The 16,184-nt window shown below is 71.6% G+C and carries 10 protein-coding genes and 1 pseudogene; 5 read left to right on the top strand and 6 right to left on the bottom strand.

What is annotated here, in order from left to right; genetic code table 11:
• Window positions 1-60: 60 nt before the first annotated feature.
• The 5 genes and pseudogenes from ACFV6X_RS03825 to ACFV6X_RS03805 form a co-directional block, all read right to left on the bottom strand.
• Window positions 61-2,982: a glycoside hydrolase family 2 TIM barrel-domain containing protein gene (locus ACFV6X_RS03825; RefSeq protein ID WP_385377146.1), complete on the bottom strand. Its 2,922-nt coding sequence runs from the start codon at window positions 2,980-2,982 to the stop codon at window positions 61-63.
• A gap of 10 nt (window positions 2,983-2,992) precedes the next feature.
• A pseudogene (locus ACFV6X_RS03820) lies at window positions 2,993-3,820 on the bottom strand (carbohydrate ABC transporter permease); the annotation flags it as partial.
• Between the two features lie 15 nt (window positions 3,821-3,835).
• Entirely contained in the window at window positions 3,836-4,798 is a 963-nt protein-coding gene (locus tag ACFV6X_RS03815; protein WP_385377144.1) for a carbohydrate ABC transporter permease, read from the bottom strand.
• Complete coding sequence (locus ACFV6X_RS03810; RefSeq protein WP_385377141.1) at window positions 4,798-6,084, bottom strand: extracellular solute-binding protein; 1,287 nt, start codon at window positions 6,082-6,084, stop codon at window positions 4,798-4,800. Before ACFV6X_RS03810 ends, ACFV6X_RS03815 begins: the two co-directional genes overlap by 1 nt.
• A gap of 60 nt (window positions 6,085-6,144) precedes the next feature.
• The gene (locus tag ACFV6X_RS03805) at window positions 6,145-7,164 is read right to left on the bottom strand and encodes a carbohydrate kinase family protein (protein ID WP_385377138.1); all 1,020 of its coding nucleotides are present in this window, start codon (window positions 7,162-7,164) and stop codon (window positions 6,145-6,147) included.
• A 127-nt stretch (window positions 7,165-7,291) separates the two neighbouring features.
• On the opposite strand from ACFV6X_RS03805, the gene ACFV6X_RS03800 reads away from it, so the two are divergent.
• The 5 genes from ACFV6X_RS03800 (at window position 7,292) to ACFV6X_RS03780 (ending at window position 14,806) form a co-directional block, all read left to right on the top strand.
• The gene (locus ACFV6X_RS03800; RefSeq protein WP_385377136.1) at window positions 7,292-8,056 is read left to right on the top strand and encodes a DeoR/GlpR family DNA-binding transcription regulator; all 765 of its coding nucleotides are present in this window, start codon (window positions 7,292-7,294) and stop codon (window positions 8,054-8,056) included.
• A complete protein-coding gene (locus ACFV6X_RS03795) occupies window positions 8,053-9,393 on the top strand; it encodes a 6-phospho-beta-glucosidase (protein WP_385377133.1) in 1,341 nt (446 codons plus the stop codon). Before ACFV6X_RS03800 ends, ACFV6X_RS03795 begins: the two co-directional genes overlap by 4 nt.
• A 64-nt stretch (window positions 9,394-9,457) precedes the next feature.
• Window positions 9,458-12,499 (top strand): alpha-mannosidase, encoded by a 3,042-nt coding sequence (locus tag ACFV6X_RS03790; RefSeq protein ID WP_385377130.1) that lies wholly within the window; start codon window positions 9,458-9,460, stop codon window positions 12,497-12,499.
• A 3-nt stretch (window positions 12,500-12,502) separates the two neighbouring features.
• Window positions 12,503-13,753 carry an alpha-L-fucosidase gene (locus ACFV6X_RS03785; protein ID WP_385377127.1) on the top strand — a complete coding sequence of 417 codons (1,251 nt, stop codon included), beginning with the start codon at window positions 12,503-12,505 and terminating at the stop codon, window positions 13,751-13,753.
• Between the two features lie 192 nt (window positions 13,754-13,945).
• Window positions 13,946-14,806, top strand: a complete 861-nt coding sequence (locus ACFV6X_RS03780) for a sulfotransferase family protein (protein ID WP_385377510.1) — start codon at window positions 13,946-13,948, stop codon at window positions 14,804-14,806.
• 86 nt (window positions 14,807-14,892) lie between these two features.
• Here the strand turns inward: ACFV6X_RS03780 and ACFV6X_RS03775 are convergent, their stop codons facing one another.
• Window positions 14,893-16,014, bottom strand: coding sequence for an ATP-grasp domain-containing protein (locus ACFV6X_RS03775; protein ID WP_385377124.1), 1,122 nt, complete (start codon window positions 16,012-16,014; stop codon window positions 14,893-14,895).
• Window positions 16,015-16,184: the final 170 nt, after the last annotated feature.

Below are 16,184 nucleotides of genomic sequence, written 5' to 3'. Positions count from 1 at the left end.
GCGGCGAGGTGGAAGCGAAGTGGGAAGCGAGGTGAGAGGCGAGTCGGAAAGGCGACCGGGTCAGAGCACGCGCAGGGTCCAGCCCCAGCGGTGGGTGCCGGTAGGGACGAGGTACTCCGGCGCGGTGTCGGGCCCGCACGAGGCGGTGCCCAGGCCGCGGTGGGCGGCGTCGATGTGCACGACGCAGCCGTCCCGCGGGACGAGTTCGTCGTGGTGGGAGGCCGCGGCGAGGTCCGCGGCACGGTGGCGGGTGACGGAGATCTGGCTGGGCCGCCCCAGCTCCACCGCGAGTCCGGTGGCGTCCGGCGCCGACAGCCTGAACTGCCGTACGCCGTGCCGGCCGCCGCTCTCCTGCGGTCGCAGATACGGGGTGAACAACTCGTCCACGGGGAGTGCGTGATGGCCGACCGGCGCGCCCGCGCTGCGGTCCGGATACGACTCCCAGGGCCCCTGCCCGAACCATTCCAGCAGGTTCAGCCCGGCCACCGTCTCGAACACCGACCCGACCCGGGCCACGTCGTCCAGCGTCGCGGGCAGCTCCGCCGACTCCTCGACGTGGATCCCGCCCTCGACGGCCGTGAACACCTGCTCGTGCCGGACGACGCCGGCCTCGCAGACGTACTCCACGAGCACGCCGACGCTCGCGCCCGCCCGGCGTACGGCGATCAGCCTGCGGGCAGGCGCGGCGAGCCCCCACTCCCGCCAGCGGTCCGCCATGCCGCCCAGCTCGTCGTTGTCGGTGGGCGCCCGCCACAGCGACAGCGTGGGGGCGGCGATCAGCAGGGGGTGGACCAGCAGCCCGTCCGTGTCGACCTCGACGGTCCGGTCGGCCACCGGAAGGTTCCGCCGCACGGGGGCCGCCCGGAGCCGTACCTGGGGCAGGCACACGACGGTGCCGCGCGGCGCCCACGGCTCGTCCCGCGCGGTCGTCACCCGCAGCGTCAGCCAGGCCTCGTCCGCGTCCTCGGGCAGCTCGAACGGCAAGGGCACCGCCGCCGTCTCACCCGGCCGCAGCTCGGGGAGCTCGGCCGGTGCGCTCAGCGTCCGGCCGTCCGCGAGGGACAGCTGCCACTCGGCGGCCAGCCAGTCCAGGCCACGGAAGTGCTGGTGGTTGCGGATCACGGGCCCCTCGTGCCGGAGGCACTCCAGCCGCACCGGTGCCGCGATCTCCCGGTGCTCGTACAGCACCGGCTTGGGCGTCCGGTCCGGGAAGACCACGCCGTCCGCGATGAAGGCGCCGTCGTGGGGCACCTCGCCGAAGTCGCCGCCGTACGCCCAGCGGTGGCCGGGCGCGGCGACACCACGCTCGTAGAGCCCGGCGCCCGCGCGCCCGGCCGGTCTTCCGTCGCTCACGTCCTGGAGAATGCCGTGGTCCCAGAACTCCCAGATGAAGCCGCCCTGAAGACCCGGGGTGGCCTCGATGGCGGCCCAGTGGTCGGCCAGGGTGCCGTTGCTGTTGCCCATGGCGTGCGAGTACTCGCACTGGATGAGCGGCTTCGTCTGCCGCCCGGACAGCGCGTGCGCGACACACTCCTCGATCGGCGCGTACATCGGGCAGGCGATGTCGGACGCCACGTCCGGGTCCGCCCAGCCGCGCTTGGCGGCGCCCTCGTACTGCAGCGGCCGGGTGGGGTCGTGCCGCCGCACCCACCCGGCCGCCGCGTCGTGGTTCGCGCCGTAGTCGGACTCGTTGCCCAGCGACCAGATGATGACCGACGGGTGGTTCTTGTCCCGCAGCACCATCCGCGAGACGCGGTCCACGAAGGCGGCCAGATAACGCGGGTCGTCGGCGATCTCGTGGGCGTGGTCGTGCGACTCGACGTCCGCCTCGTCGACGACGTAGAGGCCCAGCTCGTCGGCCAGGTCGTACAGGGCCGGGTCGTTCGGGTAGTGGGCGGTGCGGATCGCGTTGAACCCGAAGCGCTTCAGCAGCACGAGGTCCGCGCGCATGTCGTCGTACGACACCGTGCGGCCGGTCAGCGGATGGAAGTCGTGCCGGTTCACCCCCCGGACGAACACCCGCTCCCCGTTGATCAGCAGGTCCCGGCCGGCGATCTCGACGTCCCGGAAGCCGACGCGGTGGTACGAGGAGTCGGCGACCGTCCCGTCGGCGCGGCGCAGCCGGACGGTCAGGCCGTACAGCTCGGGCGTCTCGGCGGTCCAGGCGCGCACGTCGGGCACCGTGGCGCGCAGACGCGCCTCGCCGAGGAAGCCGGAGACCCGCTCGTCCTCGGCGTTGGCCCGGTCGAACTCCGCGTCCCGCGTGAGCGGCCGGCCGTCCAGCTCCCCGTCGACGTACCACCCCGCGGGCAGCCCGCCGCCCGCGTCCCGCACCTGGCAGTCCACCCGCAGGTCACCGTCGCGCCGTGCCCGCACGGTCACGTCCGCCAGGTACAGCGGGTCCGTGGCGTACAGCAGCACCGGCCGGGTGATCCCGCCGTGCCACCACTGGTCCTGGTCCTCGATGTGCGAGGCGTCCGACCACTTCACGACGGTCAGCCGGACCACGGCGGACGAGCCGGGGCGCACGATATGCGTCAGGTCGAACTCCGCCGCCAGGTGCGAGTCCTTGGAGATCCCCACCGGCCGCCCGTCCACCTGCACGAGCAGCACGCTCTCGGCCGCCCCCACCTGGAGCACGATCCGCCGCCCGGCCCAGCCGCCCGGCACCTCGACCGCACGCTCGTACACGCCGGTGGGGTTGGCGGCGGGCGCGTGCGGCGGGAACTGCGCGAACGGCATCCGCACGTTGGTGTACTGCGGCAGATCGTCCGTGCCCTGGAGGGTCCAGGCGCCCGGCACCCGCGCCGAGCCCCATGCGTCGCCCACCGGTGAGTCCGGCGCGGGCAGCAGCTGGAAGCGCCATTCGCCGTCCAGCGGGACGGCCTGGTGACGCCGGTCGACGGCACACATCGGCAGCCGCCCCCAGGAGGTCACCTCGGGTGCCTCCCAGGGGCGGAGCCAGGAGAACGGCGCGGTCATTCGCGGACTGCCCCTTGGCGAGGTCGCCGATGATCTGCCGGGCGCCGATGGCGAAGACGATCAGCAGCGGGATCAGCGCGAGCAGGGCGCCGGTCATCACCATGCCGTAGTCGGTGGTGCCGTGGTTGCCGTTGAGCTGGGAGAGGGCGACCTGGAGGGTGACGTTGTCGGGGTTGGTGAGGGCGATCAGGGGCCAGGCGTAGTCGTTCCACTGGGCCATGAACGTGAAGATGCCGAGGAAGGCCAAACCCGGCCGCACCACCGGCAGCGCCACGTGCCAGTACTGGCGCAGGAACCCGGCGCCGTCCAGCTTCGAGGCGTCCAGCAGCTCGTCGTGGATCGCGCCCTTCATGTACTGGCGCATCCAGAAGATGCCGAACGCGTTGGCCGCGGCCGGGACGATCAGCGCGGTCACGGAACCGATCCAGCCGATCTTCGCCATGATCACGAACTGCGGGATGGCCGCCAGCTGCGCCGGCACCATGAAGATGAACATCAGCAGCCCGAACAGCAGGCCCCTGCCGGGGAACCTGAACTTCGCGAAGACGAAGGCCGCCAGCGAGTCGAAGAAGAGCACCAGCACCGTCACCGACACGGCGACCAGCAGGGAGTTGAGCATCGAGCCGAAGAAGTCGATGTTGTCGAAGAGGTGGCTGACGTTCTCGCCGAAGTGCGAGCCCGGCAGCAGCTTGGGCGGGTAGGAGAAGATCTCGGTCGACGTGCGGGTCGACATGATCACGGCCCAGTAGAAGGGGAAGGCCGACAGCAGCAGCCCGAGGACCAGCACCACGTGGAGTGCGATGCCCCGGCGCCGGGAGCCCTTGATGGTGGATGCCATGGTGAGGGGGCCTCCCTAGTCTTCGCCCCGGCGCTGCACCAGCCGCCAGTTGATGATCGAGAAGAGCACGACGACGAGGAAGATGCCCCACGCCACGGCGGCGCCGTAGCCGAAGTCGTTGTTGTCGAAGGTCTGCTGGAAGAAGTAGAGGACCATGGTCCGCCCGGCGTGGTCGGGGCCGCCGGAGAAGGTCGACTCGTTCGCCGTCGTCTGCAGCAGCACCTGCGGTTCGGCGAAGCTCTGGAGTCCGGTGACCGTCGAGACGACCAGCACGAACAGCAGCACCGGCCGCATCAGCGGCAGCGTGATCCGGAAGAACGTCTGCACGGGACCGGCGCCGTCGATCCGGGCCGCCTCGTACAGATCGCCCGGGATGGTCTGGAGCCCGGCGAGGAAGATGATCGCGTTGTAGCCGGTCCACTGCCAGGTCATCAGCGTGGCGATGGCGACCTTGATGCCCCACGGCGTGTTCAGCCATGCCACCTGGTCCAGGCCGACGGCCTGCAACAGGGCGTTCACCAGGCCGAAGTTGGTGGAGAAGACGGAACCGAAGATGATCGCGACCGCGACGATCGAGGTGACGTTCGGCAGGAAGTAGGCGAACCGGTAGACGTTCTTGAGCCGCACCGCCGAGTTGAGCATCACGGCCGTCACCATGGCGATGAAGAGCATGGGGATGGTGGCCAGCGCCCAGATGACGACCGTGTTCCCGATCGACTGCCAGAAGTCGCTGTCGGTCAGCAGGTACTGGTACTGCGCCAGGCCCGCCCACTCCATCGAGCCCAGGCCGTCCCAGCGGTGGAAGGAGAGGAAGAGCGAGAAGCCGACGGGGACCAGGCCGAAGGCGAGGAAGAGGATGTAGAAGGGGGAGATCGCGGCGTAGAGGTGCCAGTACTTGCGGATGCCGGTGCGGGGCCGCGCGGCGGGCGGGTCCGCCACGGCCGCCGGGGGCTTGTCCACCGCGGGGAGCGTCGCCATCAGTAGCTCACCCCCAGGTGGTCCGCGATCCGCCGGCACTTGCTCATGGCGTCCCTCCAGGCTGTGCGGGGGTCCTTGCCGAGGACACCGACGTTCTTGATCTCGTCCCGGATCGGCTGCCCGAGCGCGATGTCGTACGGGCTGTTGAAGGCGACCGGGATCTGCTCCGCGGCCGGACCGAAGACGTCCATCGTGATCTGGTCGCCGAAGAACGGGTCGGGCTCGCGCAGCTTCGCCATCCCGTACGAGGCCGGGGTGGACGGGAAGAGGCCGGCCTCGACGAAGCCCTGAGCCTGGTTGTCCGCGCCGAGCATCCAGGTGATGATCTCGAAGGCCCGCTCGGGCTCCCGGCACGCCTTGGTGATCGCGAGGAACGAGCCGCCGACGTTCGAGGGGCCGCCCGGGCAGTCGGCGACCCGCCATCTGCCCTCGGTCTTCGGGTACTGGAGCTTGAGGTCGCCCGCCGCCCAGGAGGCGTTGAGCTGGCTGGGCAGTTGCCCCTTCTCGGTGGCCGAGATCGAGTCCGGCGTGCCTGTCACGATGTCGGAGACGATCCCGCGCCGCTTGGCCTCCACGGCCCGGTCCCAGCAGGCACGGACGTGCTCGCCGTCGCCGATGAAGACGCGGTCCCGGTCGACGAACCGTGTGGTCCCCTGGCCGATCGACATCTCGAAGACGCTGCCGACGTCGGTCAGGATGTATGTGCCCGGCACCCGCTTCCTCAGCTGCTCGCCGGCCGCGAAGAACTTGTCCCAGGTGTCCATCTCCCGCGAGACGTCCTCGGGCTCGGACGGCAGCCCTGCCTTGTCGTAGACGGCGGGCTGGTAGTACTGCACCACCGGACCCACGTCGATCGGGAACCCGATCAGACTGCCGTCCGGTGCGACTGCCTGCTGCCACTTCCAGTCCAGGTACCGGCTCTTGAGCTTCTCCGCGCCGAGCGTGCGCAGGTCCACGAACTGGTCGGCGTTCGGCAGGTACGACGCCATGTCCTCGCCCTTGAGCCCGGCTATGTCGGGTATGTGGGCGCGGCCGGCCATCGTGGTGATCAGCTTGGAGCGGTAGTAGCCGCCGATCTGCTGGGCCTTGAGGCTGACGACGTTGTCATAACGCGCCTTGGCCTCCTTGACGACGGTGTCGCTCAGACCGCCGCTCCAGTACCACAGGACCATGTTCCGGCCGGTCGAACCGGTCGGGACGGCGCAGCCGGACGTCAGGCCGCCGAGCGCCGCGGCGGCCGTACCGGCCAGGCCCGCGCGCAGCAGGCCTCTTCGTGAGAGCCGCACAGCTCCCACCGCCTTTCGGATCTGTTCGGGACTTCGCATGAGACGGGCAAGTGGGGGGAGTCAGTGCTGTCGTGCGGGCGGGGTGACGGGGGCGTGGGCGACGGGCGGCCCGGGATCCGCCGGCAGCCGGTCCGCCAGGAAGCCGTACGCCCGCCGCAGGCCGGGGTCGGTCAGCGAGCGCCACCACCGGTCGACGCCGTACCAGCCGGGCGCGGCCAGGGCGCCGCCGTGGTGGCCCACGGACAGGCCGGCGGCCAGGACGGCGAAGCGCAGCCGCTCCTCCAGCGGCCAGCCGCCGAGCGAGGCCGCGACGAAGCTCGCGCCGAAGACGTCCCCGGCGCCGGTGGCGTCCAGGACGTCGACGTCGAGGGCGGGGACGTCCGCGTACTCGCCCGTCGTCTGGTCGACGGCCATCGCGCCGTCGCCGCCGCGCGTGATGACCGCGACCGGCACGAGTTCGCCGAGCCTGGCGAGCGCGGCCGTGGCGCTGTCGGCGCGGGTGTAGGCCATCGCCTCGGTCTCGTTGGGGAGGAAGGCGTGGCACAGGGCGAGCTGGCCGAGCAGGTCGCGGGACCACTCCCGCGTGGGGTCCCAGCCGACGTCGGCGTAGATCCGCGTGCCGTTCGCGGCCGCCTTCGCCAGCCACTCGCGCGGTTCCGCCTCCAGGTGCACGAGCGCGGTGCGCGCCTGCGGCGGGTCGCCCATCAAAGCGTCCTGCGAGTACGGCGGCACCTGGCCGTGAGTGACGAGGGCCCGGTCGTGACCGGTGGCCAGGGAGACGGTGACCGGGGTGTGCCAGCCCTCCGCGGTGCGGGACCGGGAGAGGCCGACGCCCTCCTGGCCGGCGAGGACCTCTTGGCAGTACGCGCCGTAGAAGTCGTCGCCGAACACCGTGGCCAGGGAGGTGCGCAGACCGAACCGGGCGGCGGCCACCGCCAGGTTGGCGATCCCGCCGGGGCCGCAGCCCATGCCGGCCGTCCAGATCTCCTCGCCCGGCGTGGGGGGCCTGCCCAGACCCGTGAGGACGAGGTCGTAGAAGAGCAGCCCGGTCAGCAGCACATCGGGCCGGTCGTCGTCCACGGAAACGTCCTCTCGTCAAAACTCTTCAATTCGGTGACCGGAATCGTGCGCCCCTCGCGGAGTTTGGTCAATACCCGAGCAGAAATGAGCATGGCGATGATTGAAGATGACGAGTACTGTGCATCGCGTGCTGGCAGAACGACGACACCAACTCATCCTGCGGGCCCTGCGGTCCGGCGGCCCCGCGGCCGTGACCGACCTCTCCGAGCAACTGGGGGTGAGCCCCGCCACCGTCCGCCGTGACCTGGTGAAGCTGGAGGAGGACGGCCTGCTCACGCGGGTCCACGGCGGCGCCGTGGCCGAGGAGGGCGACCAGCCCTTCGCCGAGGTCGCCGAAGTGCGCGTGCCCGCGAAGGACGCCATAGCCGTGCACGCGGCCGCGATGATCGAGGACGGTCAGTCGGTGCTGCTCGACATCGGCACCACCGCCTACCGGCTGGCCCGGCAGCTGCACGGCCGCCGGCTCACGGTGATCACCAGCAACCTCGTGGTCTACGAGGAGCTCGCCGACGACGAGGGCATCGAACTGGTGCTGCTCGGCGGCATGCTCCGCCGCGAGTACCGCTCCCTGGTGGGCTTCCTCACCGAGGACAACCTCCGCCAGCTGCACGCCGACTGGCTCTTCCTCGGCACCAGCGGGGTGCGGCCCGGGGGACAGGTGATGGACACGACGGTCGTCGAGGTGCCGGTCAAACGCGCCATGATCAAGGCCGGTGACCAGGTCGTCCTGCTCGCCGACGCCGCGAAGTTCCCGGGTACGGGCATGGCGAAGGTGTGCGGTCCCGAGGACCTGGACGTGGTGGTGACGAACGCGCCGGTGAACCCGGCGACCCGGTCCTCCCTGGAGGAGGCCGGAGTGGACGTGGTCGTGGCAGGAGAGGTGCAAGCGTGAGGCTGACGATTCTGGGCGGCGGCGGATTCCGGGTGCCGCTCGTGTACGGGGCGCTCCTCGGCGACCACGCCGAGGGCCGGGTCACGCACGTCGTGCTCCACGACCTGGACGCCGGCCGGCTGCACGCGGTCACCCGCGTCCTGGCCGAACAGGCCGCCGGGGTGCCCGGCGCGCCCGAGGTCACCGCGACCACCGATCTGGACGAGGCCCTGCGCGGCGCCGACTTCGTGTTCTCCGCGATCCGCGTCGGCGGTCTGGAGGGCCGCGCCCACGACGAGCGGGTGGCGCTCGCGGAGGGCGTCCTCGGCCAGGAGACGGTCGGCGCGGGCGGCATCGCCTACGGTCTGCGGACCGTGCCGGTGGCGGTCGACATCGCGCGGCGCGTCGCGCGCCTCGCCCCCGACGCCTGGGTCATCAACTTCACCAACCCGGCCGGACTGGTCACCGAGGCCATGTCCCGCCACCTCGGCGACCGCGTCATCGGCATCTGCGACTCGCCGGTCGGCCTCGGCCGCCGGATCGCCCGCGTGCTCGGCGTGACGAACCCCGCCGAGGCGTGGATCGACTACGTCGGCCTCAACCACCTCGGCTGGGTGCGCGGTCTGCGCGTCGCCGGCCGCGACGAACTGCCGCGCCTGCTCGCCGATCCCGAATTGCTCGGCTCCTTCGAGGAGGGCAAGCTCTTCGGCACCGACTGGCTGCGCTCGCTGGGCGCGATCCCCAACGAGTACCTGCACTACTACTACTTCAACCGGGAAGCCGTCCGCGCCTACCAGGAGGCCGAACAGACCCGCGGCGCCTTCCTCCGCGACCAGCAGGCCCGCTTCTACGAGCAGACGCGCGACCCGGACGCCTCCGCGCTGCGGGCCTGGGACCGCACCCGCGCCGAGCGCGAGGCCACCTACATGGCGGAGAACCGTGAGACGGCGGGCGCCGGCGAGCGCGACGCCGACGACCTCTCCGGCGGCTACGAGAAGGTGGCCCTCGCGCTGATGCGGGCCATCGCCCGGGACGAGCGCACGACGCTGATCCTCAACGTCCGCAACCGCGGCACGCTCTCGGTGCTCGACACCGAGGCGGTGATCGAGGTGCCGTGCCTGGTCGACGCCAACGGCGCGCACCCGGTGGCCGCGGACCCGCTGCCGGACCACGCCACCGGCCTGGTCTGCGCGGTGAAGGCGGTCGAGCGCGAGGTGCTGTCGGCCGCCGGTTCCGGCTCCCGCACGACGGCCGTGAAGGCCTTCGCGCTGCATCCGCTGGTCGACTCGGTGGGCGTGGCCCGGCGGCTCGTCGACGGCTACAGGGCCGTCCACCCCGGCCTGTCGTACCTCAAGTAGAGCGCTCCGGTCTTCCGGCAGAGCCCTCAGGTCCTCAAGCAGAGCCCTCAGGAGGGGTTGTCCCATGCACGACGAACGCCGCCGGATCGAGGAGCGCGTCGAGCGCGTCCACAACCAGCGCATCAGGCCCGCGATCTACGCGGCCACCGTTCCGCTCACGGTCGAGTCCTGGCAGGCGCCGGGCGAGCCGGTGCCGTTCACGGAGGCCGCCGCCGCCCAATACGCGCCCTTCGCCATGGACACCCCCTGGGGCCCGCCGTGGGGCACCACCTGGTTCCGGATGCGCGGGCAGGTGCCGGCCGACTGGGCGGGCCGGCGCGTCGAGGTGGTCATCGACCTCGGCTTCGTCGGCGACTGGCCGGGCAACCAGGCCGAGGCCCTGGTCCACCGCGCGGACGGCACCCCGCTGAAAGCGGTCAACCCGCAGAACCAGTACGTGCCGGTCGCGCACCCGGCGGTGGGCGGGGAATCGGTCGACTATCTGGTCGAGGCGGCGTCCAACCCCGACATCCTGGCGAACGACTTCGCGGCGCCGACCCCCCTCGGCGACGTCCTCACCTCCGGGGACAAGCCCCTCTACATCTTCCGCCGCGCCGACCTCGCGATCCTCGACGAGGAGGTCTGGCACCTCTTCCTCGACGTCCAGGTACTGCGCGAACTGATGCTGGAGCTGGGCGAGCACGACCCGCGCCGGCACGAGATCGCGCACGCGCTTGACCGCGCGATGGACGCCCTCGACCTCGACGACGTCGCGGGCACGGCGGCGGACGCCCGCGACGTGCTGCGCCCCGTCCTCGCCAAGCCCGCGCACGCCAGCGCGCACACCCTCTCCGCCGTCGGCCACGCGCACATCGACTCGGCATGGCTGTGGCCGATCCGGGAGACCAAGCGCAAGACCTCGCGCACCTTCTCCAACGTCACCGCGCTCGCCGAGGAGTACGAGGAGTTCGTCTTCGCCTGCTCGCAGGCCCAGCAGTACGAATGGGTGCGCGACAACTACCCGCAGGTCTGGGAGCGGATCAAGAAGGCCGTCGCCGAGGGCAGCTGGGCGCCGGTCGGTGGCATGTGGGTGGAGGCCGACGGCAACCTGCCCGGCGGCGAGGCCATGGCACGCCAGCTGATCCACGGCAAGCGCTTCTTCATGGAGCAGTTCGGCATCGAGACCAAGGGTGTGTGGCTGCCGGACTCCTTCGGCTACACCGCCGCCTACCCGCAACTCGCCCGGCTCGCCGGCAACGACTGGTTCCTCACCCAGAAGATCTCCTGGAACCAGACCAACAAGTTCCCGCACCACACCTTCTGGTGGGAGGGCATCGACGGCACCCGCGTCTTCACCCACTTCCCGCCGGTCGACACCTACAACGTCGAGTTCTCCGGCAAGGAGATGGCCCACGCGGTCCGCAACTACCAGGACAAGGGCCGCGGTACGACGTCCCTGGCGCCCTTCGGCCACGGCGACGGCGGCGGCGGGCCCACCCGCGAGATGCTGGAGCGCGCCCGGCGCCTGGCCGACCTGGAGGGCTCCGCGAAGGTCCGCGTCGAGCACCCGGACGCCTTCTTCGCCGCCGCCCGCGAGGAGTACCCGGACGCCCCGGTGTGGGCCGGCGAGCTGTACCTGGAGCTGCACCGCGCCACGTACACCACCCAGGCCCGCACCAAGCAGGGCAACCGCCGCAGCGAACACCGGTTGCGGGAGGCGGAGTTGTGGGCGACGACGGCGGCCCTGCACGCGCCGGGCCACGCCTACCCGTACGAGCGGCTCGACCGCCTCTGGAAGACGGTCCTGCTCCACCAGTTCCACGACATCCTGCCGGGCTCGTCCATCGCGTGGGTGCACCGGGAGGCGGAGGCGGAGTACGCGCGCGTCGCCGAGGAGCTGGAGACGCTGACGCGGGACGCGCTGGCGGCGCTGGGCACCGGCGAGGCACGGGTGTTCAACACCAGCCCGTTCGACCGGGACGAGGTGGTCCGCGCGGCCGACGGCCGGCTCGGCGTGGCGCGGGTGCCGGCGGGCGGCAGCGCGCCGCTGGACGACACCTCCACCCACGACACGGTGACCGTCACCGACCGCACCCTCGACAACGGCCTCGTCCGCGTCGAGCTCGCCGACGACGGCACCCTCGCCTCCGTCCGCGACCTCCGCGCCGGCCGCGAGGTCCTCGCCGGGCCGGGCAACCTGCTGCGCCTGCACACGGACCTGCCCAACCACTGGGACGCCTGGGACATCGACAAGCACTACAAGAACCGCTACACCGACCTGCTGGACGCCGAGTCGATCACCGTCGTGGAGCGGGACCCCCTGCTCGGCGCCCTGAAGGTCGAGCGCTCCTTCGGCCGGGGTTCGCGGATCACCCAGACGATCACCCTCCGCTCCGGCAGTCCCCGCGTCGACATCGAGACCGAGATCGACTGGCACGAAGCCGAGAAGATCCTCAAGGCGGCCTTCCCGGTGGACGTCCGCGCCCCCCACTCCTCCGCCGAGATCCAGTTCGGCCACGTCCAGCGCCCCACGCACACCAACACCAGCTGGGAGTCGGCCCGCTTCGAGGTCTCCGGCCACCGCTGGGTGCACATCGCCGAACCCGGCTACGGCGTCGCGGTCCTCAACGACTCGACGTACGGCCATGACGTCTCCCGCACGGTCCGCGAGGACGGCGGTACGACCACCACCGTCGCCCTCAGCCTGGTCCGCGCCCCGCGCGTCCCCGACCCGCAGGCCGACCAGGGCCGCCACCGCTTCACCTACGCGCTGCTGCCCGGAGCCGGCGTCGAGGACGCGGTCGCCGAGGGCTACGCCCTCAACCTCCCCCTGCGCGTCGCGGACTCGGCCGGGGCCCCGCGGCCCGTCGTCTCCGTGACCGGCGAGGGCGTGACCGTCGAGGCCGTGAAGCTCGCCGACGACCGCTCCGGCGACGTCGTCGTACGGCTCTACGAATGCCGCGGCGGCCGGGCCGCCGGCGTCCTGCGCACCGGCTTCCCGCTCGCGGGGGCCCAGGTGACCGACCTGCTGGAGCGGCCGCTCAAGGACGCGGACATCGACGGCGACGAAGTCGCCGTCACGCTGCGGCCCTTCCAGATCCTCACGCTGCGCCTGCGGAGGGGCTGACCCGTGCCGATGCAGCAGTGGTTCACCGACGCCAAGCTGGGGATCTTCGTCCACTGGGGGATCTACGCCGTGGACGGCGTCCAGGAGTCCTGGTCGTTCTACGACGACATCGTGCCGTACGACAGGTACATGTCCCAGCTGTACCGCTTCACGGCCTCCCGCTACGACCCGCGGGCCTGGGCGAAGCTCTTCGCGAGCGCCGGCGCCCGGTACGCCGTGCTGACCAGCCGTCACCACGACGGCGTCGCCCTGTGGGACAGCGCCCACGGCGAGCTGAACGTGGGCCGCGACCTGGTGGCCGGATATGCCGGCGCCCTGCGCGAGCAGGGACTCAAGGTCGGCCTGTACTACTCCCACTCGGACTGGAGCCATCCCGACTACGCCTCCACCCGCAAACCGGGCCGGCCGCCGGAGCTGGAGGACAACCGCTACTCCGAGGTCGCCGCCGAGCGCGAGGACCTGGCCGCCTGGGAACGCTTCCTCGCCTACCGCGACGGCCAGATCCGCGAACTCACCTCCCGCTACCGGCCCGACCTCATGTGGTTCGACGGCGAGTGGGACCGCAGCGAGGAGCAGTGGCGCATCCCGGAACTGGCCGGCCTGATCCGCTCCGAGGTGCCCGACGTCGTCTTCAACGCCCGGATGCTCGGCGAGGGCGACTACGCCACACCCGAACAGGGAGCCCCGGTGGTCCCGCCCGACGGCCCCTGGGAGCTGTGCCTGACCATCAACGACTCCTGGGGGCACCAGCACCACGACCAACACCACAAGTCGGTCGGCCAGCTGGTCCGCTACTTCACCGAGACGATCGGCGGCGGCGGCAATCTGCTGCTGAGCATCGGCCCACGGGAGGACGGCACCATCCCCCGGGAGCAGGCCGAACGGCTGGAGGGGCTCGGCGCCTGGATCCACCGGCACGCCGAGGCCGTGTACGGGACCGTGCGCGGACTTCCCGCCGGGCATCACTACGGCCCGAGCACCCTCGCCCCGGACCGCCGCACGCTCTACCTGATCCTCTTCGACGCCCCGCGCGGCGAGATCAACGTACGCGGACTGCTCGGCGGGGTGCGCCGGGTGACGGTGCTCGGCGCCGGGACCGAGCTGTCCCACCACGTCACGGGCGGCCTGCACGAGACCCCCGGCGTGCTCTGGATCGAGCCGCCCGCCGCCGCCGACCTCGACCCGCACGCCACGGTCCTCGCCGTGGAACTGGAGGGGGAACTCCAGCTGTACCGCGGATCGGGCCGGTTCTGACCGCCGTGCGCGGGGCAGGCGGACGGTAACTCCCAGAAATTTTCAAGGAAGCGGTGAAGCGCCAGGCCACCGGCGGAATGACGCCGTCCGTGGCTCCCGCGCTTCGCCCCTTGGACACCTGGAGTTCGTCTGACACCCGTGACATTCGGAGGCACGGCGCAACAGAGAGGTGGCACGGTGCGAGACCCGCGTATGTCGTCGATCGGCAAGGGACTGAGGCGTCGAGGGAGGCTGATGATCCAGGCGGTGAGCCCACCGCGCCGTGCCCTGAACGCGATTCCCGCGCCCCGTGCGGGCACGCCGAAGCCCGCGTTCACCGCGCCGCGCGCTCCCCGGCTGGTGGAGTCGCCGGTCTTCGTGCTGTCCTCGGTGCGCTCCGGCTCGACCCTGCTGCGGGTCCTGCTCAACAGCCACAGCCGCGTCCGCGCCCCGCACGAGATGCATCTGCGCACCGTCCATGTGCAGCTGACCCGCGGCTTCACCGCGGCCGCCATGCAGGAACTCCAGCTCGACAGGGAGGAGCTGGAGCATGTCCTGTGGGACCGCATCCTCCACCTGGAACTGGCCCGCAGCGGCAAGGACGTCATCGTGGACAAGACGCCGCCCAACACCCTCATCTGGCCTCGGCTGGAGCGATGTTGGCCGGGCGCCCGCTACATCCTGCTGCTCCGCCACCCGGGCGCGATCGTCGCCTCGCTGACGGACCGTCGCGAGGAGCCCGACCTGGCGGCCATCCACGCCGAGGTCCTGGACTACGCGGAGAAGCTGGAGGAGGCGCGCCAGAACCTCGACGCCCATGTGATCACGTACGAGGACCTGACCGCCGAGCCGGAGCGGGCGACGCGCGGCGTGTGCGAGTACCTCGGCGTCGAGTGGGAGAGCGGCATGCTCGACTACGGCAGCCGCGACCACGGCCGGTTCCGCCCTCAGCTCGGTGACTGGAGCAGCACGATCAAGTCAGGCCGCATCCAGCCCGCCCGCGAAGCCGATCCCTCGACCCGACTCCCGCCCAGGCTCGCGGAGTTGGCGAATGCGTGGGGGTACCCGGTCTAGCCGTCGGACCCGACCGGCGGGAACGCCGGGGAAGGGGCGCGGGGAACTGCGCGACGAGCCCCCACGACCCGCACCCGGCGCACCACCTACAGTGGCAGAACCGGCGCCCCGGACCCGACAGGCGCCGGTGCGGGAACGGCCGGCAGCACCGGAGCCGCCTCCTCCCGGCGCTGCGCCGGGACGGAGACCGGCCGCAGCTGCCGAGGAGCGGACACGACCGTGTAGTCCTGGCCGAGGAACGGCGGCACGATCTCACCGGGGTCGTCGCCCAGCGCCATCCGTACGGCGGCCCAGGGGGCGTTGACCCCGCACAGCGACAGCTGGTGCAGCCCGCCGGCCGGACGGGTGTTCACATCCATCAGCACCGGCTGGTCGCCGAACATCCGGAACTGGATGTTGGAGAGATGGTGCAGCCCGAACCCCTCGGCGATCCGCCGCGCCGGCTCCAGGAACTGCTCGTGCAGCGTGAACCCGCGACGGCGCCCGCTCTTCGTCCGCCCGACGGCCAGCCGGACCACGTTGTCGCGCCCGGTGAGGCAGTCGACGGACACCTCCGGCTGCTCCAGCCGGGGCATCACCAGCCAGTCCACCGGCTCGTCGGCCTGCCGCAGCGCCTCCAGCACCAGGTCGAGCTGGACGTAGGGCGTGGGGAACCCGCCGAGGTGCAGCAGCGAGAAGGGAGCGCGTGTGATCACCCGAAAGCCCACCCCGCCCGCACCGGACGCCGGCTTGAAGCAGGCCTTGTGCCCGCCCGCCTCCAGCTCCTCGACGGCCGCGAGGAGTTCGTCGGCGCTGCGGACCCGCCACCACGGCGGCACCGGCACCCCGATCGCCTGGACGGCCTCGTAGGCGATCACCTTGTCGTGGAAGACGGCCACGGCCTCCGGCGGCGGCGCCAGCAGCGCCGTGCCGACCGCCTCGAACTCGGCGCGGTGCGCCACGACGGCCGCCTGGTGCAGACGCGGCACGAACACGTCGATCGAGCGCCTGGCGCACACGTTCAGGGCGAATTCGACGTACGCGGCGGGGGACAGTCCCTCCGGCTCCAGGTCGGCGGTGTCGGCGGCGGCGAGGACGGGGGAGTCGGGGTCGCTGTGGGTGGCATGGATCTCGACGGCCCGGTCGCTGGGATTTCTCCGCAGCTGATCCATGAAGAACACGTTCTCCGCGTACGTGCGGTTGAGCCAGACGCGTACGCGAGAGACCATGCAGGCCGCCTTTCACGGTTCGCGGGCACGGCGGAGCGGGGCCGGCCCGGCCTGGGGGTGTTGGGAGGAACACCGAATCGCCCTTGCGTGAAGGGGGGTTCGTGGGCGCTGGTGTTGGGGCGATCATACGGCTTCGCGAGCCCGCCGCGTGCAACATGCGGGTTACGGAA

Origin of the sequence: Streptomyces sp. NPDC059861, from assembly GCF_042731435.1 — a bacterium.
GTDB lineage: Bacteria > Actinomycetota > Actinomycetes > Streptomycetales > Streptomycetaceae > Streptomyces.
Note: the sequence above shows the minus strand (reverse complement) of the source record. Positions and strands in the feature narration are given on the sequence as shown.